This is a genomic window from Corynebacterium sp. TUM25015 (assembly GCF_056393505.1).
Genome location: NZ_CM150783.1, coordinates 1,734,966 through 1,758,463, shown reverse-complemented (window position 1 = coordinate 1,758,463; position 23,498 = coordinate 1,734,966). Strand labels below are relative to the sequence as shown.

Here is a 23,498-nt window from a genome sequence, read left to right as displayed (position 1 = left end):
ATATGTAACGCTTAGCCTGCGCAACCTGAACACAGTTTCTAACATAAACATTGTCCTACTCGGTACGAACATACCGTTAAAGTGGGGCAATGAAGAATGGGGGGAATGAAATACAGGCCCCGTCGACGACAGACAGGCCAGCGACTCGGGGGCTGTGGGGATCCCGAGTAACGCAGCGCCAGTGTTAATGGGGTGGGGAGGGTCGTCGGCGGGGATGACTGATAGGCTTCTTCCTTGTGATTGTTACTAATGACCTCGAGGTTCGGGTGGGGGCTCGAACTCTGCTGAATGCCCCCGGGCAGCACCTACGCGTACAGCCTGGCGACCGCATCGGCCTGGTCGGACGCAACGGCGCGGGCAAGACTACGACGATGCGCATCCTAGCTGGCGAAGGCGAACCCTACGGCGGCTCTGTCACTCGCAGCGGCGAGATGGGCTATCTTCCACAGGATTCAAAAGAGGGAGATATTGAACAGACCGCGCGCGATCGGGTGCTTTCCGCCCGCGGCCTAGACCGTATTCGCCAATCCATGGAGCGTCAGCAGGAGATCATGGAGACGAGCGAATCAGCTAGCCAGCGGGATGCGGCGATTCTAAAGTACAGCCGTTTGGAGGAGAAATATCACTCCCTCGGTGGCTACGAGGCCGACAGCGAGGCCGCACAGATTTGCGACTCTCTTGGCCTGCCAAGTCGCATCCTTGACCAGCAGCTCAAGACCCTTTCGGGCGGCCAGCGCCGCCGCGTGGAGCTCGCACAGATCCTCTTTGCAGCCACCGCCGGATCCGGACGCTCTCAGACAACATTGCTGCTTGACGAGCCGACTAACCACCTAGATGCCGATTCCATTACCTGGCTGCGCAGCTTCCTTTCCAAACACGAAGGTGGCCTGATCATGATCAGCCACGATGTGGAACTGTTGGAGGATGTTTGCAACAAGATCTGGTTCCTTGACGCGGTACGGGGTGAAGCCGATGTGTACAACATGGGCTGGTCGAAGTACAAAGATGCCCGCGCCACCGATGAGGCGCGGCGCCGCCGCGAGAAGGCCAATGCCGAGAAGAAGGCCAGCGCACTGAAGCAGCAGGCCGACAAGCTTGGCGCAAAGGCTACCAAGGCGAAGGCTGCCAAGCAGATGGCCGCCCGCGCGGAGAAAATGCTGGGCAGCCTCGATGAGGTGCGCGTGGAGGACCGCGTAGCCAATATCAGCTTCCCGGAGCCGGCCCCCTGTGGCAAAACCCCCATGTTCGCCAAGGGGCTGACCAAGATGTATGGCTCGCTGGAGGTCTTTGCCGGAGTGGATTTGGCAATTGACAAGGGCTCGCGCGTGGTCGTGCTGGGCTTCAATGGCGCCGGTAAGACCACACTGCTTAAGCTTCTGGCCGGGGTCGAACGCACCGACGGCGAGGGTGGCATTGTCTCCGGTCATGGCCTAAAGGTCGGCTACTTTGCCCAGGAACACGACACGATCGATCCGGATAAGTCAGTGTGGGCCAATGCCATCGAAGCCTGTCCCGATGCCGGCGAGCAAGATCTTCGTGGCCTGCTGGGCGCGTTTATGTTCTCGGGCGAACAGCTTGATCAGCCAGCTGGCACTCTGTCAGGTGGCGAAAAGACGCGCCTAGCACTGGCCACCCTCGTGAGCTCTCGAGCCAATGTGCTGCTGCTGGACGAGCCGACGAATAACTTGGATCCGCAGTCCCGTGAGCAGGTTCTCGATGCTTTGCGCACCTACACCGGCGCTGTCGTGCTGGTGACACACGACCCAGGCGCGGTAAAGGCTCTGGAGCCGGAGCGAGTCATCGTTTTGCCAGATGGTGTGGAAGATCTGTGGAACGACGATTACATGGAGATCGTCGAACTGGCTTAACCCACCATACCCAGTGAGCTGCGGGAATACTCCACAAATCGCCGGAATAGCGAGTTCGCCGCGGCTGTGTCCTGCCCTTCAAAGCGGGCGTAGGTCTCTGCAATCTCGGCTGGGTCACAGTAGCCCTCGTCCTCATAAAAACTCAGGCGACGTGTGATGCCCGCAGCATCCATTTCGGGGTGGAATTGGCTAGTCCACACGTTGTCACGATAGCGATAGATCTGCACGGGGCAGGTCTCGCCGGTGGCCAGCAATGTGGCTTCACTCGGCACCTCGGCCACGGAATCCTTGTGCCCCGTCAGCGCGGTGAAACACTGGGGGAGGCCACCAGTGATCGGGTCGATGCGTCCGGCGTCGGTAAGTGAAACCTCGCTAGTGCCGGCCGATTCGGAGTACGCACTATTGACCTCACCATCGAGATAATGCGCCAACATCGAGGTGCCGTAGCACGTGGAGAAGATTCCGAAGCGCTGCCGTTCCGACTCGATGGTGATGAAGTCGACGAGCTTCTGGGAAATGGTCTCCTGCCAGTCCACGTCGACTGGGCGGGTGATCGTAAACGGCGAGCCGCCGATGAATACTCCCTCCACGCCGTCGAAGCTGCCCAGGTCGGCTCCGGGATTGTCCAGCGGCCTCTGTTCCAGCTCAGCTGGATTGAGGCCACTGTAGCTCAGGAAGTCGGCGTATTCCGCCGCGAGCACCTCGGCGCCGCTGCGGGGGCAAAGCAGTACAAAAGTCACAAACGCGACTATAACAGACCGCTTAGTCTATTTACTATTATTTGACGCCATTTCGTGCCAACTTATCCAGCAACTCGTTGGCACTGTCGATCTTCTTCTGCTCGAATCCCCGCACTCCATCGGCCGCTGCTGCCAGTTCAGCCAGTGGAGCTACCTGCTCTGCAGTCTGCAGTTCACGTGCACGTCGCAGGATTTCATCGCGGTATACCTGCACCAGCTCGCGTTCGAGCTTGCGCACCTCCGCATAGCCGAAGATATCCAGGCGAGTACCACGGAGACGCTTGGCCTTGGCTAGGGCCCGTAGAACCGGACGCATGCGTGGACCTAGGCCAATCTTCCGATTCAACCCCAGTGCCCGCAGCAGTGGCGGCTGGAATTGGACAGTGACCTCCGCATTTCCCTGTGCAGCGGCGAAGCCGGGATCCAGTGCAAGACGAGCGACCTCGTATTCATCCTTATAAGCCGAGAGCTTGTGCAGCCCCGCGGCGAAGTTACGGGTGAGCTCGGCCGGGCCATCTGGATTCACCCGTCTCTCATGGGCATACACGGCACGTACGTCAGCCAGGTAGCTTTCGGCGTCCTCCGGCGTACCCCAGCGACCCATTTCGTCGACGTATACGCCGACTTGTTCCACCAAGCTGGCCTCCAGTAGGCGCTCCATCTTCGCGCGAGTACGCGCCAGGGGAGTAACCTCCATGTGCTGGGCGTAGTCTGGTTCTTTGCTCAACAGCTCGATCAGCGCTTCGGGACGGCTCACCAGCTGGCGACCCCGGCGAAACGCCTGGATATTCATCTCCGCTTTCTTGCCATTGATTCGCAGTGCTTGCTCTATCGACTCCGGCGTCACCGGCAGAGCACCCGCCTGCACTGCGGCACCGACTAGCAGCATGATTTGGAATGTGGACTCACCGAAAAGCTTCGTAGAAACACGGATTGCGTCGGTGATAATCGCCCGCCTTGCCGCGTGACCCAACGCACCCGCAATCTGCACCCCGTCGGGACGAGAAGCGGTGACGTCCGTGCACATCTGACCAGTCGGAGTCGTCGAATCCGAAAGCACCGCGATTGTCCGCGCCGCATTGAGCACCGAGGTGCTCGGATCCTCCGCACCTGTCACTCCGTCGAGGGCGATCAACAGATCTGCACTACCGCGCGGCACCGTTCCGGTGTGCTGGCCGATGGTCTTAGAGATACGCAAATCGGAGACTACCGACCCGCCCTTTTGTGCCAGTCCGGTCATGTCCGTACCACGTACTGCGAGGCCATCGAGGTGAGCCGCAGTGGCGATCACCGCAGATGCCGTCATAACTCCTGTGCCACCGACACCCGAGATGCGTACATTCCACGGATGCTTCGCATTGAGGTCACAGGCCGGGGCCGGTTCGAGATCGGTGGCGTCAACACGTGGCACTTCCCGGGGCCGTTCTTCCGACACAACAGTGGTAAATGCTGGGCAATCGCCGGTCAGGCACGAGCGGTCGACGTTGCAGCTTGTCTGGTCAACGCGGGTCTTGCGGCCAAACTGTGTGTCCACAGGCTGGAGGGAAAGGCAGCCGGACTTCTCTCCACAGTCACCACAGCCCTCGCAGATGCGTTCATTGATCACAATCTTCTCAGTTGGTCGGCTGCGCTTATTGCGATTTCGGGCACGGCGCTTTTCCGCGGCACATTCCTGATCGTGGATCAGCACCGATACACCCTTTTGCTCCGTGAGTTCCTTTTGCACCGATGTCAGTTCCTCGCGTGGGCGAACCTGTACCCCGGAACCGCGCAGTATTTTCCGGGTGCGTTGCACATCGTCACTGGTCACAATAATTCTGCCTGGATTCTCGGCACGCACCATATCCACCAGCCCCGCCAGGCTCGGCTGCCCCACAGGATCCTGGCCACCAGTCATTGCCACGGTGCCGTTGTGCAGCAGCTTAAGGGTTACGTTCACCTTTGACGCCACTAGCGCCCGCAGCGCCAGTGATCCAGAGTGCAGGAAGGTTCCGTCGCCCATGTTTTGCACAAAGTGCTCTTCTGTGACGAAGCTGTGCATACCGATCCAGTGTGCACCCTCGCCACCCATCTGAGCCGTGCCCATGACATTGCCCACGCGCTTGTCGTCCATCAGCATCACCATTGCGTGGCAGCCAATTCCAGCCCCCACCAGTGTGTCCTCGTCCGCGCGGGTGGACAGATTGTGCGGACATCCGGAGCAGAAGTGCGGTACGCGATTGGGTACGGCCAATGGCAGGGAGATCCGAGTTGGCCCCGTCGTCGGCCCGGCTACCTCGATACCGTCAGCGCGCAGCACGCGGGGGAGTTGCTTGAGTGGGTCTTGCACATGCTCGATCCGGGGGCGCACCGGCAGATCGTAGAGGCAGGCGCGCACGGATTCCAGCAGGTGAGTGCCCAGTTCCTCTGCGACAATCAGCGTATCCAGTCCGTCACAGAATCGTTCTAGCTCCTGCGGATCCAATGGAAAAGTCATGGCCAGCTGTAGTACGCGAACCTGCGCCTCATCCACAACTTCCGCAACCTCAAGCGACGTATTTCCGGCGCAGATCACGCCGACCCGGTCGCCGTCGTTGGCATTCCACCAGCGATTTAGGCGATGCTCGCGCGCATAGTCCAATGCGCGCTGCAGACGTTCACCTACGCGGGTGTCTTCCAAGGCCAAAAGCCGCTTGCCGAGTAGGCGGGCCTCCGGCTCGTGCTCGCCGCCGCGTTCTACCCCACGGGGAGACGTGGCTTCCTTGATTGCTTCCAGATCCACACTGGCTGATCCATCCGCAACGGGTGTAGTAATCCGCAACGCCGTCCACAGTCCGCTATAGCGAGACATCCACGCGGCGTGCGCGCCAAGGCGCAGAATGTCGCCCGCATCGACGGGCACCAACGTGGGCATGCCCAGATCGGCCAAGATACGCCCGGAAGCCGAGGGGATGGTGGAGGACTTCGCGGTCGGGTCGTCGCCTACGAACGCCACCGCTCCACCCGTTCCGCTGGTACCGGTCATGTTTGCATGTCGAAAGGCATCAGCAGCGCGATCGAGTCCCGGCGCCTTTCCGTACCAATAGCCGACCACGCCATCGACCCCAGGCTTTACGGTTGCCCGTGCAGTCATCTGCGATCCCGCGACGGCGGTGACGCCCAGCTCTTCATTGACGGCGGGGAAGTGCTGCACGTCAAAATCCTTGAGCAACGAGCCGCGGCGCCCCAGCTCTAGATCGTATCCACCCAGCGGGGATCCCTCGTAGCCGGAAATGAAGCTGGAAGTCTTTAACCCCATATCGCGGTCTGCCTCTGCACGATCCAGCACTGTCCGTACCAAAGCCTGGATACCGGTCAGATGGATATTTCCCGTTTTCTCGCGGTATCGCGACTGGGTGTAGTCGGGGAGTTGCTGAGTCGTGGGGATGAAGGTCGAGGTCATCGCTGTTCACCCTTTCATGTGTGCGGAAAATGTGTTTCGAATCACACTAGGTTGATGAGCGGACCAAACTTAAGTACCCCCTCCAAAATATTTCACTTAGCAAATATTTTTAGCTAACCCACCTTGAGAACTAGGCCAATGGCCTAGAATCTCATTCAACATAATCCATATTTGCTGACAAAAGTAGATACTTTTTAACAACAGGCCTTAATGGGCGTCACAAGGAACGAGAGCGCTAATGCGAGACCTTGACGAAACAGACATCAAACTCTGTGTACTGCTGAGCGAACGCCCCAAAGCTGGGGTGCGAGAGTATGCGCGTGTGCTCGGCGTCGCGCGTGCGACCGTCAGTAGCCGCATGGAAAAGTTGATGGACAGGGGAGTGATCAGTAGCTTTGCGCCACACTTCCACCCCGGAGCCTTGGGTTTTCCTTTAGGTGCCTTTGTCCATGTCACGTTGGACCAGCGCACCCTCGACCGCGTCACGGCCGAGTTTGCGAAGATACCGTGGATTATCGAGGCTCATTCACTCGCCGGTCCTTATGACCTCACCTGCAAGGTGGTGGCACGTGATCATGGCCACCTCGAACAAATCACTCTGAAGCTACAAGAGGTTAAAGGGGTTCAACGAACCCGGACGGAGATCATCCTGCGGGATCGGATCCCCGCCCGGCACAGCCAGCTCTTGCAGTCCCTATCGGATTTGCGCGACCTCTAGAGCTGCCTTGACCTGCTTTGCGGAAAGATCCGTGGCAATCGTCGCAGTCTCTGGCTGGCCAGCGATATAACGGCAGATGGTCCAGCCATTTGTGTACTCCGGCTCCAGCACATCCATCGGCCCTTCTGCCATTCGCAGGTTGTAGGCGTGGCCGTTCCAGTCGGCAGGAGCATTGAACTCTCCGGTGCGGAAGGTGAAGGGTTGAAGGCCATCCGTTGGATAAGCCTGAGCCATAGCCTTGTAATAAAACCGACGGTCAGTGTTAGTGGTATCGCCATTGTCGTTGTGGGTCGACACTCGCGAGATCCACACCCCTCCGACCCGTACGGGGGCAAAGCGCAGCCAGCCATTTCCCCAAGCCTTACCTAGAATCTGCAGGCGACCACGGCGTTTTCTTGCACTATAAAAGGCAATACCTGCCATCAACAGACCAATAGCTGAAAGCACAATGCCAATCACCGTGGATTGCGTTCCACCACGGATTCCCAAAAAGCCGCTGAAGAGCACCAGGCAGGCTCCTACGCACAGCACTGCCGTTTGCACCGCGCTAAAACCCGCGGCGTTGCCCGCCACCGGCATGCGCCCGTTATTCGACAAGGCGGCGTTAATTGCCGCCGAACCCGCAGGCAGAGAGCAACGCTCGTCGAAGGTACCGGCCTGGGCGCCCCGCACCAGACCATCCGCTGGGTCGTCGATTACGACCGACGAGCGACCGTACTGAAAGATCTCCACCATGTGCCGAACCACTCCTTGCTTGTTTTATTTTTCAGCTAGTTTTTAGGTTCCGCAAGTTCCTAATTCCGATAACCGTGCAACGGCGCCGGAATAAAGCCACCGCGGTTGATAAACTCCGCGCTGCTGACCTGATTGACGCCGATTACCGGCGCATAGCCCAGCAGACCACCAAAGTCCACGTTATCGCCCACCTTGGTTCCCACCGCGGGGATAACACGCACAGCGGTCGTCTTGTGGTTCATCACGCCAATGGCAGCCTCGTCTGCGATCATGCCTGCAATCGATTCCGCGGGCGTATCGCCAGGAATAGCGATCATGTCCAGCCCCACAGAGCAGATTGCCGTCATCGCTTCCAGCTTGTCGATGCTTATCGCACCGCTGCGCACTGCGTCAATCATTCCCTTGTCCTCCGAAACCGGGATGAAGGATCCGGACAATCCACCGACGCGTGAACAGGCCATCATGCCGCCCTTCTTCACTGCGTCGTTGAGCAGCGCCAGGGCAGCAGTGGTTCCATGCGTACCAACCTGGCCGAGCCCCATATGCTCCAGGATATGCGCCACCGAATCGCCAAGTTCTGCCGTCGGGGCCAACGAGAGGTCGACAATGCCGAAGGGAACTCCCAGGCGCTGTGCGGCCATGACACCCACCAGCTGACCTGTGCGGGTGATCTTAAATGCAGCGCGCTTGATCTCCTCAGACACCTCGTTCAACGTCGCGCCGGTCATCCCGGCTACTGCGCGATCCACCACACCAGGGCCAGATACGCCCACGTTGATTACGCAATCTGGCTCCTCCACACCGTGGTAAGCACCCGCCATGAACGGATTATCGGACACGGAGTTGGCGAACACCACGAGCTTTGCGCAGGCCAGTGTGCCACTGGAACCGTAGGTAGAGCAGTCCTTAATGACCTGCCCCATCTCGCGAACAGCATTCATATTGATGCCTGCTTTAGAGCTACCCACATTAACGGAGGCACACACGACATCGGTCTCATTCAGCGCCTCCGGCAGAGAGCGAATCAGATCCAACTCACCTCGTGTTGCGCCCTTTTCAACCAGTGCGGAATAGCCACCGATGAAGTTCACACCCACTTCATTTGCAGCCCGGTTTAGAGCCTCGGCGATGCGCACTGGATTGCCTTCCACTGCGGATGCGAGAATTCCCACAGGAGTGACAGAGATGCGCTTGTTAACGATCGGAATACCCAGCTCGCGCTCGATTCCTTGGCACACCGGCACGAGGCTGCGGGCATAGTCCACCACGCGCTCGTACACTGCCTCCGCGGTCGCCTGCATCGTCTCGCGAATACACGGCATAAGGTTGATGCCCATCGTCACCGTTCGAATATCGAGACGGTACTTCTCGATCATTTCGATGGTTTCGAGGATGTTGTTGCTCTGGTTTGTGACGCCACGACGTGGATTCATGTTCTAACCCCCGAACCCTTAAACGTCGTGCATGGCGGAGAAGATCGACTCCGACTGCACCCTAATAACCAGCTTTTCCTGCTTCTCGACCTCCGCCATGCGATCCTGCACATCGGCGATGCCAAACTTCGTGTCGTCAATGCGCACATGCAGAATCATGGTGAAGTAGTCGTCCATGATGGTCTGGGAGACGTTGAGAATGTTGACGTCGAGTTCTGCCAGGGCAGTGGACACGGCAGCGATAATTCCGGTGTGATCCAGCCCGGTCACGGTCATGATTGCGATCATGTACTACATGCTACTCACCGGGCCGGACGACTTATTGGCCGGGGGAACGCAGGGACCCTTCCACGAAATCCAGGGCATCAGATAACCCTTCCGTCCCCTGGAGCTGCGCGAGTCTGCCCAAAACGCCCTCCAACACCAACTCCAGGGTTTGAGCAATGGTTTCGATCTCTACATCAGCACGAATCCTGCCGCTGGCGCGCTGCTCCCGTAGTCGGGTGCGCACGGTTTCCTTTAACGCCAGCTGATCCAACTCCCACTTCGCTGCAAAGCAGGGGTCAATGTTGACGCGGCGAGTGATTTCAACTCGCATTCCCCACCAGTCTGTCAAGTCTTTTGACTTGACAAGCGTGCGGATTGCGCCGATTAGGCCTTCATCTGCAGCGAGCTCGGCCATTTTGCGCATATCCTCATGAGCCACCTCCAAAAACAGGTGATCCTTGTTTTGGTAGTGGTGGAAGATCGCACCGCGGGACTTGCCAGTGGCTTCCTCTAGGCGGGCGACGGTGGCTCCGTCGTAGCCGAAGGTCGCGAAGCAGTGGCGGGCGCCGGCGAGAATCTCGACCTTTCGCTCTGCCAAATCTCTGTCGCTTACTTTGGGCATCTGGGTTTAACCTTCTGTGGGAGTAAAAGCAAAAGGGGCGGTGACCAACGCTGGTCTTCCCGCTAGGGAAGAGGCGCTATGGTCACCGCCCTGTCATGACTATCGCCACGGCGCGTAAGGGTTTTTAAGTCCTTACTTGTCGGACATCATGTTGCGCAGAACGAACTGCAGGATGCCGCCGTTTCGGTAGTAGTCTGCCTCACCGGGGGTATCGATGCGGGTGACTGCGTCGAACTCAATCTTCTCGCCGTTTTCCTTGGTGGCAGTTACCTTGACGGTCTTCGGGGTGGAGCCATTGTTCAGCTCCTCGATACCCTCGATGTCGAAGGTCTCGGTGCCCTCGATACCCAGGGACTTCCAGGACTCGCCCTCCGGGAACTGCAGCGGAACAACGCCCATGCCGATCAGGTTGGAGCGGTGGATGCGCTCGAAGGACTCGGCGATGACGGCCTTAACGCCCAGCAGCAGGGTGCCCTTAGCAGCCCAGTCACGGGAGGAGCCGGTGCCGTATTCCTTACCACCCAGAACAACCAGCGGGGTGTTTTCCTTCTGGTAGTTCATTGCAGCGTCGTAGATGAAGGACTGCGGGCCACCCTCCTGGGTGAAGTCGCGGGTGTAGCCGCCGCTTACGCCGTCCAGCAGCTGGTTCTGCAGGCGGATGTTGGCGAAGGTACCGCGAACCATGACCTCGTGGTTACCACGACGTGCGCCCAGGGAGTTGTAGTCCTTGCGCTCCACACCATTGGCATCCAGGTACTGCGCGGCCGGGGTGCCGGGCTTAATGGTGGATGCGGGGGAGATGTGGTCGGTGGTCACGGAGTCGCCCAGCAGAGCCAGAACGCGTGCACCCTTGACGTCGTTGACAGCCTCCGGCTCCTTGCTCATGCCGTCGAAGTACGGAGCCTTGCGGATGTAGGTGGAGTTCGGATCCCAAGCGAAGGTCTTGCCGGACGGAGCCTCCAGGGAGCGCCAGCGCTCGTCACCCTCGAAGACATTTGCGTAGTCCTCGGTGTACAGGTCCTTGGTGATGGAGGAAGCGATGACATCCTCGATGTCCTGGGTGGACGGCCAGATGTCCTTCAGGAAGACATCGTTGCCATCCTGATCCTGGCCGAGCGGCTGGGTCTCGAAATCGAAGTCCATTGTACCGGCGATGGCGTATGCGATAACCAGGATCGGGGAAGCCAAGTAGTTCATCTTGACGTCCGGGTTGATACGACCCTCGAAGTTACGGTTACCGGAGAGCACGGCGGTAGCGGCCAGGTCGCCCTCATTGATGCCTGCGGAGATTTCCTCCGGCAGCGGGCCAGAGTTACCGATACAGGTAGTGCAGCCGTAGCCGACCAGGTAGAAGCCCATAGCCTCCAGGTCCTTCCACAGGCCAGCCTTCTCGTAGTAGCCGTTAACAACCTGGGAGCCCGGAGCCATAGAGGTCTTAACCCACGGAGCAGCCTTCAGACCCTTAGCAGCGGCGTTGCGAGCCAGCAGACCAGCGCCGACCATGACGGACGGGTTGGAGGTGTTGGTGCAGGAGGTAATGGAGGCGATTGCGACCATACCGTGATCCAGCTCCACGTCCTGACCGTTGTAGTTGACGGTGACCGGGTTGGACGGACGCCCCTCTGCGCCGGCGGCTGCGGAAAGAACATTGCCCTTCGCGTCAGCGGCAGAAGCCGGTGCATCGGCGGTCTGAGAGGAGGTGTTCTCGGTAGCCGGGCCTTCTGCATCGAAGTCCGGGGTAGCAGCGGAAGCATCAGCGTCGACGTAGTTGTGCAGATCCTTGCGGAACTGGGACTTGGCGTCGGTCAGCTCGATGCGATCCTGCGGACGCTTCGGGCCAGCGATGGACGGAACAACGGTGGACAGATCCAGCTCGAGGTACTCGGAGTACTCTGCCTCGTTCTCCGGATCCAGCCACATGCCCTGTGCCTTGGCGTATGCCTCGACACGATCCAGGGTCTCCTGGTCGCGACCGGTCAGCTCCAGGTACTTCACGGTCTCTTCGTCGATCGGGAAAATAGCGGCGGTGGAGCCGAACTCCGGAGACATGTTGCCGATGGTTGCGCGGTTAGCCAGCGGCAGCTCAGCAACGCCCTTGCCGTAGAACTCGACGAACTTACCAACTACGCCATGCTGGCGCAGCATATCGGTGATGGTCAGAACGACGTCGGTGGAGGTGACGCCTGCCTGGATCTCGCCGGTCAGCTTGAAGCCGACGACGCGCGGGATCAGCATGGAGATCGGCTGGCCGAGCATTGCAGCCTCAGCCTCGATGCCGCCAACGCCCCAGCCCAGGATGCCCAGGCCGTTTTCCATGGTGGTGTGGGAGTCGGTACCGACACAGGTGTCAGGGTAAGCCAGGCCGTTGTTGTCGAAGACAGAGCGAGCCAGGTACTCGATGTTCACCTGGTGGACGATGCCGGTTCCCGGAGGAACAACGCGGAAGTTCTCGAAGGCGCCGGTGCCCCAACGCAGGAACTTGTAACGCTCGTCGTTGCGCTGGTACTCGATCTCGACGTTCTTCTCCAGAGCGTCTGCATTGCCGAATGCCTCGATAATCACGGAGTGGTCGATGACCATCTCGGCCGGGTTCAGCGGGTTAACGTCGTCAGCCTCGCCGCCCAGAGCAACGACAGCGTCGCGGATGGTTGCCAGGTCAACGATGCAGGCCACGCCGGTGAAGTCCTGCATGATGACGCGGGCCGGGGTGAACTGGATCTCGAAGTTGGGCTCTGCGGAGGGATCCCAGTTGGCGATTGCCTCGATGTGCTCGCGAGTGATGTTCTGACCATCCTCGTTACGCAGCAGGTTCTCGCCGAGAACCTTCAGGGAGTAGGGAAGCTTCTCCATTCCCGGCACTGCGCTCAGCGCGAAGTAGTCATAAGACTTCTCGCCGACCTGCAGGGTGCTCTTGGAATCGAAGGAGTTGATGCTTTCAGCCACAGTGAGCTCCTTTAATCTCTTCTTTTAGTCGATATGTGTCGTCGATGTGGTCGCCGCCGCGCACTAGTCAGCTGCACTAATCAGCTAATGCCTTCGACTACTACGCAAGAGGCTCTGCTTACCATTGTGGCAGCATTGTTCCCGCGACGTCACTCAGAATTTTAACAGTACGTTCGTTCTGCTGCGAATCCTGCGATTTTAAGCGTGTCGTCAGCACCCCCACCCCTATTTCGGTGCTAAAACTGCCCCATGACCGATTCGCACGCCCCCTCTCCTTCGGACGACGTCGCACAGCTCATCGCCTCTCTTGATGACGCCTCAGTGTTCGTCGCCGAAGACTTCCCAACCGAGGTGGAGTCTGGATCAGCCGGCCTAACCAAAAGCCTCAATTCGATTGTCGAGGGCGCCAGTGGGGGAGAATCGGCGTCAAAAATAGGAAAGCTAAAGATCGGGTACATCACACAGGACGGCCCGCTTCATAATAGTTTGCGTGACAAGGCACAGAAGGTTCTCGATGGCACGGACGCGGATACCGTCATCCTGAAGTCTCCTGGGCAGGCGGCAGTCGTATCCGAAAACCTCTCGCGCTACGCGATCGAGTCAAATACGAAGATTCTCCGCGAGGCTAATAGTCACCCTGAGGTAACGCAGGACTTCCTCAATCAGGCCACCGGCTTTGAGGCTCCCACAGGGATGGCAAACGTTGGGGTTTTACTTTCGCTCATTATTGCGGCCGTAATCACCTCGTTATGCAAACTCCGCTCACCGCGGAACTAAATAACAGTTTGAAATAGTCAAGTCTGGGGGATTGACTATCTTTAAGTGCGGATTCAGAAAATCGCGGGGTCGACCCATGTAATGCAATGTGACACGCCTACGGTTTTCAAAATGTGACACATCTCACACTTGTAACTTTTTCGTTACTATTCGCAGGTCAAGGCAATTGCCGTTACTTATGTGACTGGTGCGGTTAGTGCGAAATATGTTGTAAAAGTTTACGGCCTTGACTCAAGTGCCCTAGGGTTCCGAGTGTCAACTTTTGAAACGAGTTGAACTCGAAGTGACTTTTGAGAATAGCCCGACGGGACCTGTACTGATCGCATGGGGAAGTGCGAACAGCTGGACCGAGGGTTTCGCTCGCTTCAATCCCAGTTGTAAAAACATCAGGAGAATCGATCGTGACACCACGACCTCAAAGCCGTAAGCGCACAGCGTTGGCAGTAGCAGTTACTGCCGGCGTGACGCTGCAATCCACGACTATGGTTGCCCACGCCGATGACAAGCGCACCGTAGAAAGCTTCCTGGCCGACCTCGTCGGTCAGGTCTCACGCGCAAAGTCTCAGGTATCCGATATGGAAACCGAGATGGGCACTCTTCGCGAAGATGCCAACAAGGCTCGCGTGGACCTCACCAATAGCCAAGGAGCGGCGCAGAAGGCACAGGACAAGGTTGTCTCCGCGCGTGACCGTCTGAAGTCCTCCGATTCTGCTGTCTCGAAGGCTCAGGTGAAGCTGAATGACATTGCACGTTCCGCCTATGCTCAAGGTGGCGACGCTTCCGCTGTTAATCTGGCCGCTAGCGGCAGCGATGCTGTGGGTGACACCCTTGATCGATCCTCCTACATTGAGGCTGCGGCGAAGAAGCAAAAGAGCGAGGTAGATCGTCTCGATCTCGCTCGCACGCAGAATGCCAACGAAGAATCGTCCCTGCGCGACTCCCGCAACAAAGCAAACAGCGCAGTTGACGACGCAGTTGAAAAGTACAACACTGCCCGCACCACGCTGAGCGATAGCCAGAAGAAGCTCTCCGATAAGCAAGCTGAGTACAAGCGACTGCTCAAGGAGAAGAAGAAGGCAGAGAAGGCGCTGCGCGATGCTCGCGCTGCTGTAGAGACTTTCACTAACCTCCACCCGGATGCTTCCAGCTGGGACAAGCGCAAGGTTGCCGAAAAGGCGGCCGAGAAGTCCGGTGCGAAGGTTGAAAAGAGCTCTGAGAAGGCTCCTGAGTCCGCTGGAACTACTGAGACCACTCAGCCTACTGAGACCACTGCGGCTACCGAGACCACCGAGAGCACCGAAGCTACTCCAGCTTCGGAAGAAACTGGTGAAACCAGCGAGACCAACGAACCTGAATCGAAGCCCGCCAGCTCCTCGCTGGGCAACCCAGCAGGCTTGCCCGAGCTTCCAGCCGAGCTGCAAGGTTCCTACGACCTGAACGCTGGCGGCGATAAGCAGCGTCAGGCTGCAATCGACGGCCTGCGCAAGGCTGGTGAATCCGCTCTGATGGCCGGGTTCTCCACCGCACTCGCCGGAAACCCGGATGGAGCATTGTCCGCCGCTGCTGAAGCGGGGCGCACTACCGCAGGTCAAGAGTACGACCGCGCTATGGGCACCGTGAACAACGCAGCTGCCCCCGCAGCTCCTTCTGCTCCTGAGGATCCCGCAGCTCCTGAGGCACCTGCTGCCGCAGGAACTCCGGCAGATCCCAACGCTGAAGAAGCCGAAGCAGGCACTGAAGAGGCTGCAACCCCGGAAACTCCGGAAGCCCCAGCTGCTCCGGAAACTCCAGCTAACCCCGCCGAGGCTATTGCCGACGCTCTGGATCCGAACGCCCCGGATACCTCCGGCAGTGCAGAGGAAAAGATCGAGCGCGTCATCAAGCGTGCCGAAAGCCAGCTGGGGCAGCCCTATGCCTGGGGTGGCGGTAACTTCTACGGCCCAACCAAGGGCATTCGTGACGGTGGTGTGGCTGACGCCCACGGCGACTACAACAAGATCGGCTTCGACTGCTCTGGTTTGATGATGTACGCCTTCTACAGCGTAGGCGTCGAGCTTCAGCACTACTCCGGCTACCAGTACACTGCCGGTAAGCAGGTACCGTCTTCGCAGGCAAAGCGCGGAGACATGCTGTTCTGGCCCGGCCACGTCGCCCTGTACCTGGGTGATGGCAAGATGATTGAGGCACCACAGTCCGGTGATGTCGTCAAGGTCTCGGACGTGCGCTGGGGCGGCATGCAGCCCATGGCCGTCCGCATGATCGAGTAAGAAAACCTACCGCAGCAACTCGCGCTGCGCGTAATCCACAGCCACCATCCGGGCAGTCCTTATTGCCCGGAGCATTGGCATTATATGGGGGTCCAGGCTCGCGCCCACAGCCGAACGCTTCGTAACTTCCACAATCGCCGCCACATGGTCAGCCCTGGCCATCAATTTGGCCGCCCGGTTCGGCACTCCCGGCGGCATCCCCGGTAATCCAAACGCATCATCGAGCGCTCCAACCGCTAACTCTGCTCGTTGAAAAGCCGCTGCGCCCATCGGCACATGCCCTGTAGCTCTCACCATTGCTGTCGCCTTGTCGGCAGCCTCACGCAGCAACTGATCAGCCTCACCAGGAGAATAGACCGGAAGGGGTGGGGTAGGGCCTTCCACCTGATGCCACGACCAACTGACCAAGTGGGCATCGATAACTTCAGGGCTCAGTACGTGGCTCACTAAAGGGTCGCGATCAGCGACGATAAGTGACGCCCCCTCGACCCCCACCGGTAGAAGCGCCGCGTCGCCGGGGCCGGAGAGCATCAGTTGAATCAGTGGACGCTCGTCCAACCCGATGGGCGCGTCGTTCGTCACTGCACGAACTTGCGCTAACAACTCCACGAGTCCGCCGCCGTCCGGCTCCAAACGATGATGCTTGCCCTGGGTGGCATGGAAGGCGTCGATCACCTCGTCTGCACTGATAATCCCGTGCAACCACCACGCCAACCACAGGGAGGTGTTCTGGACGGGCGACCACAGTTGCGCCCCAAGCCACGTCGGTACCGGATCAGTCATTTTTCCTAGCCTAAGCTGGTTGCCCATGAGCTTCAATTACGGTGATATCTTGCAGGGGCACGCCCGCAACCAAAAACCCACCTTCCCGCGTGTAACTCCGGAGTTGGGCATGGTGGTGGAAGTGATTGCCGATGATTTCGTCGGTGCGGTAGTGGGCGGGGAGAAGACTGCCGACGGTGACTTCATTCGCTTGGAGGACCGCTATGGAAAGACCCGCCTTTTCAAGCTCCGCGAGGGCGCTTTTCTGCTTGAAGGCAAGCCAATTACCTTGACTCGATTTGTAGATCCCAGGTCGCTCCCTCCGAAGAAGCGAACCTCCAACTCTGGTTCACGCCGCGTGGAAGGCTTGCAAGCCAAGGTGGCGGCACCCTCCCGCATCTGGGTGGAGGGTATCCACGACGCCGCCATCGTCGAACAAGTCTGGGGGCATGATCTGCGCGTGGAAGGTGTGGTTGTGGAGTACTTGGAGGGCCTCGATAACCTTCCTGAACGCCTGGCCGAGTTCCAGCCGTCAGCCACCCGCCGCGTCGGCGTGTTGGCCGATCACCTCGTGGAGGGGACGAAGGAGGCTCGCCTGACCGAGTCCCTGGGACCGCATGTGATGGTAACCGGCCACCCATATATCGATATCTGGGAAGCCGTGAAGCCCGCCAGTGTGGGCATCCGCGCGTGGCCACAGATTCCCCGCGGAATAGATTGGAAGACCGGGGTATGCCAGGAACTGGGGTGGGGCACCCCACAGGATGGCTGGCGTCGTGTAGCCCGTGCAGCTAAGACGTTTCGCGACCTCGATTCGACACTGATCGGGGCAGTGGAACGACTGATCGATTTCGTGACGGTTCCACCAGAGTACTGACCCAACCATTAGGATCGGAAGCATGGGTCCGATCATTTGGTTAATCGCAGCTGGACTCCTCGCCCTAGGGGAGCTTCTGGTAGCTGATATGTCTTTGCTGATGCTCAGTGCGGCTGCGCTGATCACAGCCGGCGTGTCTTTGGCGGGCATTCCCATATGGCTGGAGATTGTCGTTTTCGGCATCGCCTCTCTGACAACTGTCCTGGCGATCCGACCCATTCTGCGCAAGCGCCTCCTCCGCGCTCGTTCGGCTCAAACTTTCGACGTCAACGAGTTGCAGGGCCAAAGGGCCGAAGTCATCGAACCAGTCTCGGACGAAGTGCAGCACGGCGGTATGGTGCGCGTTGCCGGCGAGCTATGGTCGGCGCGATCGGCGAACCCAGGGGATCACTATACCCAGGGGGAAACGGTGCAAGTGTTAAAAATTGACGGCACGACGGCAGTCGTGTGGAAGAACAACTAGAGAGTGCTTGAGGCTTATGAACTTTACGATTTTCCTGGTGGTCTTATTGATCATCATCGTGACGCTGGTAGTCAAAATGGTTGCCCTTATCCCGCAGGGTGAGGCGGCCGTTATTGAGCGCTTGGGTACTTATACCCGCACTGTGTCTGGTGGTTTGACGCTCCTAGTCCCCTTTATCGATCGTATTCGCGCCAAGGTCGACACTCGTGAGCAGGTCGTAAGCTTTCCACCGCAGGCCGTGATTACCCAAGATAACCTGACCGTCGCCATCGACACGGTGGTGACCTTCCAAATCAACGATCCGGCTCGCGCCATTTACGGCGTGAACAACTACATCGTGGGCGTGGAACAGATTTCCGTGGCTACCCTGCGCGATGTGGTTGGCGGCATGACCCTGGAGGAAACCCTGACCTCCCGCGAAGTCATCAACCGCCGCCTGCGCGGCGAGCTCGACGCCGCCACCACGAAATGGGGTCTGCGCATTTCCCGCGTTGAACTAAAAGCCATCGATCCGCCGGCATCCATCCAGCAGTCGATGGAGATGCAGATGAAGGCTGACCGCGAAAAGCGCGCCATGATCCTCACGGCCGAGGGGCGCCGCGAATCGGACATTAAGACGGCCGAGGGTGAAAAGCAGGCACGCATTCTTTCCGCTGAGGGCGAGAAGCACGCACACATCCTGGCAGCCGAGGCTGAGCGCCAAGCCGCAATCCTGCGTGCCGAAGGTAACCGTGCAGCCCGCTACCTCGAGGCACAGGGCGAAGCCAAGGCTATTCAGAAGGTCAATGCTGCCATCAAGTCCGCTCAAGTAACCCCGGAGGTGCTGGCCTACCAGTACCTGGAGAAGCTACCGGAAATGGCGAAGGGCTCGGCCAACAAGACTTGGATGATCCCAATGCAATTCGGCGACTCCCTCGAGCAATTCGCCAAGGCGCTGGCTAAGAAGGACGACGAGGGCGTGTTCCGCTACGAACCGAAGCCTGTGGATGACGCCACTCGCGAGCAGGCCAACGAGTCGAGCTCCTCGGATTGGTTCAACACCGCTTCTTCGCCGGAGATTGCCGAGGCCGTGGCCGCTGCCAACGCCGTGGCAAATAAGCCCGTGGATCCGGTCGATGAGCCACCGGCTTCTACCCCCGAGCAGCAGCACCCCACCGGCGATTACCCCAATAATCCCTACAACCAGGGTTAATTTCTTAGCTCATCGGCCCTGGCCAGCATGTGCACCGCCAAAGTCCAGCCGGCCTGTTCCGCATGCCACCCGGCGGCGGCCAGCCGCTGGCTCATGGCCTGCTTGCTAATTCCCACAATCTCCGCGGCCTCGGCCTGCAAATGACCAGCGCGCAGCAGGGCAGTGGCCTCCCGGCCTTCCTTGGTACGTCGCGCCAATACGTGCGCCAAAAGGGTAAAAGCCGCCGCGATATCCTGGGCCACTTCCGCAGCCAATCCTGGTGCTATAACTCCTCCCGGCCCAGGTTTTTCAATCCGTACCGAAACCGCGCCTGCGCGCTGAGAGCGCTGAACCGCGCGCGTAGCGGCGCCTATAGCTTCGGCAACGGAGGACGGGGCGTCACCATCTACATCCGACACCACCGTGCCAATGCCGAGCGCGAAGTCACCCGCCTGCAGCAAAGAGAGCACCAATCCACCAGCCTCATCGGGGCCGGGCGCAATACAGACGAAGTCGTCAATGCCCTTCATCTCCACGGAATCAACCATCGAGGACTGCTCGAGCGCCGCTGCGACATCGCGTACATATTCCCCACGACGCTGAGAGCGGCCCCTATACGCGGCATACACGGCAAACATAACTATTAATTTACTTCATTAGCTTTGCTGACTTTGCTGAGGCGTCGCCAGAGCCGAATCTCGTTGGCTGCCAGGGCAAAACCTACACAGACCACAACAAAACTCACGAGCAGAATCCAGGGTCGGCCGCCCGTTGCCAGAGCATCAGAGGCCATAGCCGTGGCGATCGTATTCGGAGCCGATCCCACAACCGTCGCAGCGAGGTACGGGACGAAAGGTATAAGGCTCAACCCACAGGCGTAGTTAAGAAGCGAAAAGGGGATCGGAGGAACCATGCGCAGGCCCAAAACAGCAATCCAACCGCGCTCGGCGATACGCTCCTGCAGCAGCTGAATGCGCTTATCGCTGCGGGTTTTCTTCTCCACCCAGGTGCCTCCCACTGCACGCACCAGAAATAGCGACAGCGCACCAGAGATGCCTACGCCCGTTATGGCCAGAATGGAACCCCAGAGGGGGCCGAACATCACACCGGCAGCGATAGTCCACATCGTGCGGGGCAGTGGCAGCTGTGTAAAGCCGACCATAAGCAGCAGGTAGGTCAACGGAGCCCAAGGGCCGGTAGACGCCACCCAAGCTCGGATATCGCTGACGGCAGGCTTTGGAACGAAATAAACGAAAGCCACCAGAAGAATGGGTACGAGAACGCTTAGAAAGCGATACCGTAGCTTCAACCCCCACCACGCGCTGAAGGCGCTGGCTACAAAGCGTGGGATTTTCATGTTGTGTCCGGAGGGGGACTTGAACCCCCACGTCCGTTAATAGGACACTAGCACCTCAAGCTAGCGCGTCTGCCATTCCGCCACCCGGACAAGGTTAGGCGCTCACCACATGTGTGGTAGCAACTCCCGTCACTTTAATGCCAAGGGCGGGATTTACACAAATACGCAGGTCAGAACGAGATAGTTGTGTTGGAATAAGCACTTTAGTGCACCCGCGAGAAGCTTTGACTAGCGTGGGGCTATGTCCGATAACAATGCACAACACCAGCCCACCTACATCGATGATCGCTTCCCCGGCCCCGATCCCTACGCGCCGCTGACGGATCTGCCGCCGTTGCAGGTGACCAGCGAAACCTTTGCTGACGGCGATCGTCTGCCGGAGGATCAACTGGGCGGCAACGATGTTTCGCCCCAGCTGAGCTGGTCTAAGGGGCCGGAGGGCACCAAGACGTACGCGGTGACCTGCTTTGATCCCGACGCCCCTACGGCCAGTGGCTTCTGGCACTGGGCAGTCTTTAATATTCCAGCGGATGTCACCTCCCTGCCTCTCGGCGCAGGGGACGCAGACCTCAGTGGCCTACCAGAAGGAGCAGTGGCGCTACGCGGCGATTCCCGATCCTGGGGTTACTACGGTGCTAACCCGCCGGCGGGTCATGGTCCGCACCGCTACCTATTCGCGGTCCACGCAGTGGGCGAGGAGCTGGACATCGACGACCGTCAGACCTGTACCGTCCTCGGTTTTAACCTGAACTTTAAGGCCACCGCTCGTGGCATTCTGTGGGGCTGGACCGAAAACTAGGCTTCCTTCCACGGCAACTCGCTGCCCACGGCCTCTGCAATGTTCTGCAGGCCGTGGGCTTTAAGCTGCGCGGCAAGGCCCAGGTGAATCTCGCGGATCCAATCCGGCCCACCATAGATGAACGGCGTATAGCCCTGGATCAGGCTCGCGCCAGCGCAAATTCGCTCCCATGCTGCACGCGGGGAGTCGATTCCGCCCACGCCGATCAACACTAGCTTTCCGTCGGCTCGCGCTGCTAAGCGGCGCAAGACCTCTAGTGCGCGGGCCGCCACTGGCGCACCGGAGATACCGCCAGCTCCCATGGCCTGCACCTCATGCGCTGGGGTTTGCAGCCCCTCGCGGCTAATGGTGGTGTTCGTCGCGATCAACCCGGTCACTCCCATTTCGATCGCCAGGTCGCAGACCTTGTCGATATCCTCGTCGCTGAGGTCTGGGGCGATCTTTACGAACAAAGGTTTGGAGCTTTCCTCCTGTACAGCGCGGATGATGGGCCGCAGTGATTCCACGGCCTGTAGATCCCGCAAACCCGGGGTGTTGGGGGAGGAGACGTTGATGACCAAGTAGTCGGCCACCCCACCGATAGCTTTAGCGGACTCACGGTAGTCGCGATCCGCAAGTTCGGCGGCCACGATCTTGGACTTACCCAGGTTCGCGCCCACCGGAATGTCAGTGTTGCGCTTCTGTAGGCGCATGGCCGCGGCACGAGACCCCTCATTGTTGAACCCCATTCGGTTGAGGATTGCCTTGTCCGCCGGAAGTCGGAACAGGCGTGGGGTAGGGTTACCCGGCTGCGCCAATGCGGTAACGGTGCCGATCTCTGCGAAGCCGAAGCCCAGCGGCCCCCACGCGTTGACTTCCTTGGCGTTCTTGTCGAAGCCCGCGGCTAGGCCAAGCGGCCGGGGGAAATTCAACCCGGCAATCTTCTGACTCAGCGATTCATCGTGCACGACTAGCGTCCCATCGAGTGCCGACAGCGCCGTCCTGGAGCCGGCCACCTGCTGCAGGCCTCGGGACATCAGCCCATGAATGCGCTCGGGGCGCAGCGTAAACATTCCCTTCAGCGCAGCTTGGTAAGCGCTGTGGCGGATCTTCTTCAACATTGTGTGCTCCTCTTTTTCGTCCCGTTTCTAGTCCCGCTTCACCGGATAGTCATCCTTGGCCTGGCTCTTCATCGACTTGAGGTTCTCCTCAATCTCCTTCGCACTGAGGATGTTCACCTTGCCGTTTTCCGCCACAGTCACCAGCGCCCCATTAGCAGCGTCGAAAACCCCGCGAACCTTGCTCTGAGTCTTTACCTGGGCAGCCTTTACTGGCACGCCACTGTCGATGCGATAGGCCTTGACGTCGTTACTACTGGTGGAGGACACCCACGCAAGCTTCCGCTGTGCATCCCATGTGACACCCCAGGGTGTCTTGATCGGAGTGGCCTGGTGTAGACGCACCACATCATTCATGGTGTAGATCAGCAGTTGTCCTTGACGAGCATCGCTGGCCACAACCACACCGTCGTCGCCACGCCCAGAGGCAACCTGCCCCACACCCTGTCCGATACGGAGAGAAGCGTTCAACGAACCATCGTCCACGTCCACATCGTTGATGCTGGTTTGCCCGCGGTCAATCAGTGCTGCGCGCTGGCCACGGTCATGCGGTTTGACCAATACAACCTGGTCCAGGCTGCGGCTCACAATGGCGTTGCCGGTCTCTCCACCCTTGTCATCAAAGAAACGAGCCTTGTCTTCTCCCGCTTTGCCCAGCACGGCCTTGCCATTGTCCAGGAAGGTCACGGTCGTCACCTTGCCTTCTACGTCCAGGTGGCGTTTTTCCTTCCCATCTGCGCCCAGCTCAATGGCCTTATCCTGACAAGCCACAGCCACGCCAGTGGCGGAGGAGGAGATGTTGTCACAGGAATCGTCAACGTCTACCTGTCGCGGTTCTGCACTAGGATTCGCGGCGTCAATAAAGTGCACTTTGCCCTTCGTGAGCACCGCCACCGCATTCGCACCCGGTGCGTTCTCGTCGGCAGAAAGGCTAACGCGCGCGGCACCTAGTACCGGGCTCTTCACGTCTACAGAATCACCAGATCCGGGCGCGGAATCAGGTCCATCCTGTGGCTCTGCAGGTTCACCGGCAACGGGCGCGTCCTCGACAGCGTCATCGGATCCACAGGCGGAAAGGGTTCCCATGGCCAGAGCAGCCACGGCGGTCATACAAAAGGTACGGGTAAAGCGATTGACGTGCACATTCACAAACACCAACGCTACCAGCCCGGCCACGTTAC

Annotated in this window: 20 protein-coding genes and 1 tRNA gene; 8 read left to right on the top strand and 13 right to left on the bottom strand. The window is 59.2% G+C overall.

Going from position 1 to position 23,498, the window contains the following annotated elements; genetic code table 11:
- The first annotated feature begins 236 nt into the window (after positions 1–236).
- The gene (locus AC06DS_RS07965; RefSeq protein WP_477100453.1) at positions 237–1,868 is read left to right on the top strand and encodes an ABC-F family ATP-binding cassette domain-containing protein; all 1,632 of its coding nucleotides are present in this window, start codon (positions 237–239) and stop codon (positions 1,866–1,868) included.
- Here the strand turns inward: AC06DS_RS07965 and AC06DS_RS07960 are convergent.
- Together AC06DS_RS07960 and AC06DS_RS07955 are read right to left on the bottom strand one after the other, a co-directional pair.
- Positions 1,865–2,608 carry a glutamine amidotransferase gene (locus AC06DS_RS07960; RefSeq protein WP_477100452.1) on the bottom strand — a complete coding sequence of 248 codons (744 nt, stop codon included), beginning with the start codon at positions 2,606–2,608 and terminating at the stop codon, positions 1,865–1,867. The genes AC06DS_RS07965 and AC06DS_RS07960 overlap by 4 nt on opposite strands.
- 37 nt (positions 2,609–2,645) lie before the next feature.
- Entirely contained in the window at positions 2,646–6,029 is a 3,384-nt protein-coding gene (locus tag AC06DS_RS07955) for an indolepyruvate ferredoxin oxidoreductase family protein (RefSeq protein ID WP_477100451.1), read from the bottom strand.
- A 238-nt stretch (positions 6,030–6,267) separates the two neighbouring features.
- Here AC06DS_RS07955 and AC06DS_RS07950 point away from each other — a divergent pair, with 238 nt between their 5' ends.
- Positions 6,268–6,747, top strand: coding sequence for an Lrp/AsnC family transcriptional regulator (locus AC06DS_RS07950; RefSeq protein WP_477100450.1), 480 nt, complete (start codon positions 6,268–6,270; stop codon positions 6,745–6,747).
- Here AC06DS_RS07950 and AC06DS_RS07945 read toward each other — a convergent pair.
- The 5 genes from AC06DS_RS07945 to acnA all read right to left on the bottom strand — a co-directional run bounded on the left by AC06DS_RS07945 (position 6,724) and on the right by acnA (position 12,747).
- Positions 6,724–7,482, bottom strand: a complete 759-nt coding sequence (locus tag AC06DS_RS07945; RefSeq protein ID WP_477100449.1) for a hypothetical protein — start codon at positions 7,480–7,482, stop codon at positions 6,724–6,726. The two genes, AC06DS_RS07950 and AC06DS_RS07945, sit on opposite strands and share 24 nt — an antisense overlap.
- A 59-nt stretch (positions 7,483–7,541) precedes the next feature.
- Positions 7,542–8,915, bottom strand: a complete 1,374-nt coding sequence (locus AC06DS_RS07940) for a PFL family protein (RefSeq protein WP_293791246.1) — start codon at positions 8,913–8,915, stop codon at positions 7,542–7,544.
- Positions 8,916–8,933: 18 nt separating this feature from the next.
- Positions 8,934–9,203, bottom strand: a complete 270-nt coding sequence (locus AC06DS_RS07935) for an ACT domain-containing protein (RefSeq protein WP_293791245.1) — start codon at positions 9,201–9,203, stop codon at positions 8,934–8,936.
- 31 nt (positions 9,204–9,234) lie between these two features.
- Positions 9,235–9,804: a TetR/AcrR family transcriptional regulator gene (locus AC06DS_RS07930; RefSeq protein ID WP_448307676.1), complete on the bottom strand. Its 570-nt coding sequence runs from the start codon at positions 9,802–9,804 to the stop codon at positions 9,235–9,237.
- Between the two features lie 132 nt (positions 9,805–9,936).
- Positions 9,937–12,747, bottom strand: a complete 2,811-nt coding sequence (gene acnA / locus AC06DS_RS07925; protein WP_477100448.1) for an aconitate hydratase AcnA — start codon at positions 12,745–12,747, stop codon at positions 9,937–9,939.
- Positions 12,748–12,996: 249 nt separating this feature from the next.
- On the opposite strand from acnA, the gene AC06DS_RS07920 reads away from it, so the two are divergent.
- Positions 12,997–13,524: an Rv1476 family membrane protein gene (locus tag AC06DS_RS07920; protein ID WP_473963300.1), complete on the top strand. Its 528-nt coding sequence runs from the start codon at positions 12,997–12,999 to the stop codon at positions 13,522–13,524.
- 401 nt (positions 13,525–13,925) lie between these two features.
- Positions 13,926–15,791 carry a DIP1281 family NlpC/P60 protein gene (locus tag AC06DS_RS07915; RefSeq protein ID WP_477100447.1) on the top strand — a complete coding sequence of 622 codons (1,866 nt, stop codon included), beginning with the start codon at positions 13,926–13,928 and terminating at the stop codon, positions 15,789–15,791.
- A 6-nt stretch (positions 15,792–15,797) separates the two neighbouring features.
- On the opposite strand, the gene AC06DS_RS07910 is transcribed toward AC06DS_RS07915, so the two are convergent.
- Entirely contained in the window at positions 15,798–16,574 is a 777-nt protein-coding gene (locus tag AC06DS_RS07910; RefSeq protein ID WP_477100446.1) for a hypothetical protein, read from the bottom strand.
- A gap of 25 nt (positions 16,575–16,599) precedes the next feature.
- On the opposite strand from AC06DS_RS07910, the gene AC06DS_RS07905 reads away from it, so the two are divergent.
- From AC06DS_RS07905 to AC06DS_RS07895, 3 genes are read left to right on the top strand one after another with little or no spacing between them, the layout of a single operon-like run.
- Positions 16,600–17,430, top strand: a complete 831-nt coding sequence (locus AC06DS_RS07905; RefSeq protein ID WP_476727667.1) for a DUF3097 domain-containing protein — start codon at positions 16,600–16,602, stop codon at positions 17,428–17,430.
- Between the two features lie 22 nt (positions 17,431–17,452).
- A complete protein-coding gene (locus AC06DS_RS07900; protein WP_477100445.1) occupies positions 17,453–17,893 on the top strand; it encodes an NfeD family protein in 441 nt (146 codons plus the stop codon).
- Between the two features lie 16 nt (positions 17,894–17,909).
- Entirely contained in the window at positions 17,910–19,085 is a 1,176-nt protein-coding gene (locus AC06DS_RS07895) for an SPFH domain-containing protein (RefSeq protein ID WP_293791237.1), read from the top strand.
- Here AC06DS_RS07895 and AC06DS_RS07890 read toward each other — a convergent pair.
- The 3 genes from AC06DS_RS07890 to AC06DS_RS07880 all read right to left on the bottom strand — a co-directional run bounded on the left by AC06DS_RS07890 (position 19,082) and on the right by AC06DS_RS07880 (position 20,511).
- Positions 19,082–19,702, bottom strand: coding sequence for a DNA-binding protein (locus AC06DS_RS07890; protein WP_477100444.1), 621 nt, complete (start codon positions 19,700–19,702; stop codon positions 19,082–19,084). The two genes, AC06DS_RS07895 and AC06DS_RS07890, sit on opposite strands and share 4 nt — an antisense overlap.
- 5 nt (positions 19,703–19,707) lie before the next feature.
- The gene (locus tag AC06DS_RS07885; protein ID WP_477100443.1) at positions 19,708–20,325 is read right to left on the bottom strand and encodes a TVP38/TMEM64 family protein; all 618 of its coding nucleotides are present in this window, start codon (positions 20,323–20,325) and stop codon (positions 19,708–19,710) included.
- Positions 20,326–20,425: 100 nt separating this feature from the next.
- Positions 20,426–20,511 (bottom strand) — tRNA-Leu (locus AC06DS_RS07880).
- Between the two features lie 151 nt (positions 20,512–20,662).
- Here AC06DS_RS07880 and AC06DS_RS07875 point away from each other — a divergent pair.
- Entirely contained in the window at positions 20,663–21,220 is a 558-nt protein-coding gene (locus tag AC06DS_RS07875; RefSeq protein WP_477100442.1) for a YbhB/YbcL family Raf kinase inhibitor-like protein, read from the top strand.
- Here AC06DS_RS07875 and AC06DS_RS07870 read toward each other — a convergent pair.
- Positions 21,217–22,320 carry a quinone-dependent dihydroorotate dehydrogenase gene (locus tag AC06DS_RS07870; protein ID WP_448307685.1) on the bottom strand — a complete coding sequence of 368 codons (1,104 nt, stop codon included), beginning with the start codon at positions 22,318–22,320 and terminating at the stop codon, positions 21,217–21,219. The genes AC06DS_RS07875 and AC06DS_RS07870 overlap by 4 nt on opposite strands.
- A gap of 27 nt (positions 22,321–22,347) precedes the next feature.
- A complete protein-coding gene (locus AC06DS_RS07865; protein ID WP_477100441.1) occupies positions 22,348–23,466 on the bottom strand; it encodes a hypothetical protein in 1,119 nt (372 codons plus the stop codon).
- Positions 23,467–23,498: the final 32 nt, after the last annotated feature.

Bases quoted from the DNA above. Each gene is read 5' to 3' on its own strand.
- AC06DS_RS07955 (WP_477100451.1), bottom strand. From the start codon at position 6,029: ATGACCTCGACCTTCATCCCCACGACTCAGCAACTCCCCGACTACACC.
- AC06DS_RS07950 (WP_477100450.1), top strand. From the start codon at position 6,268: ATGCGAGACCTTGACGAAACAGACATCAAACTCTGTGTACTGCTGAGC.
- AC06DS_RS07945 (WP_477100449.1), bottom strand. From the start codon at position 7,482: ATGGTGGAGATCTTTCAGTACGGTCGCTCGTCGGTCGTAATCGACGAC.
- AC06DS_RS07940 (WP_293791246.1), bottom strand. From the start codon at position 8,915: ATGAATCCACGTCGTGGCGTCACAAACCAGAGCAACAACATCCTCGAA.
- AC06DS_RS07935 (WP_293791245.1), bottom strand. From the start codon at position 9,203: ATGATCGCAATCATGACCGTGACCGGGCTGGATCACACCGGAATTATC.
- AC06DS_RS07930 (WP_448307676.1), bottom strand. From the start codon at position 9,804: ATGCCCAAAGTAAGCGACAGAGATTTGGCAGAGCGAAAGGTCGAGATT.
- AC06DS_RS07920 (WP_473963300.1), top strand. From the start codon at position 12,997: ATGACCGATTCGCACGCCCCCTCTCCTTCGGACGACGTCGCACAGCTC.
- AC06DS_RS07910 (WP_477100446.1), bottom strand. From the start codon at position 16,574: ATGACTGATCCGGTACCGACGTGGCTTGGGGCGCAACTGTGGTCGCCC.
- AC06DS_RS07905 (WP_476727667.1), top strand. From the start codon at position 16,600: ATGAGCTTCAATTACGGTGATATCTTGCAGGGGCACGCCCGCAACCAA.
- AC06DS_RS07900 (WP_477100445.1), top strand. From the start codon at position 17,453: ATGGGTCCGATCATTTGGTTAATCGCAGCTGGACTCCTCGCCCTAGGG.
- AC06DS_RS07895 (WP_293791237.1), top strand. From the start codon at position 17,910: ATGAACTTTACGATTTTCCTGGTGGTCTTATTGATCATCATCGTGACG.
- AC06DS_RS07890 (WP_477100444.1), bottom strand. From the start codon at position 19,702: ATGTTTGCCGTGTATGCCGCGTATAGGGGCCGCTCTCAGCGTCGTGGG.
- AC06DS_RS07875 (WP_477100442.1), top strand. From the start codon at position 20,663: ATGTCCGATAACAATGCACAACACCAGCCCACCTACATCGATGATCGC.
- AC06DS_RS07870 (WP_448307685.1), bottom strand. From the start codon at position 22,320: ATGTTGAAGAAGATCCGCCACAGCGCTTACCAAGCTGCGCTGAAGGGA.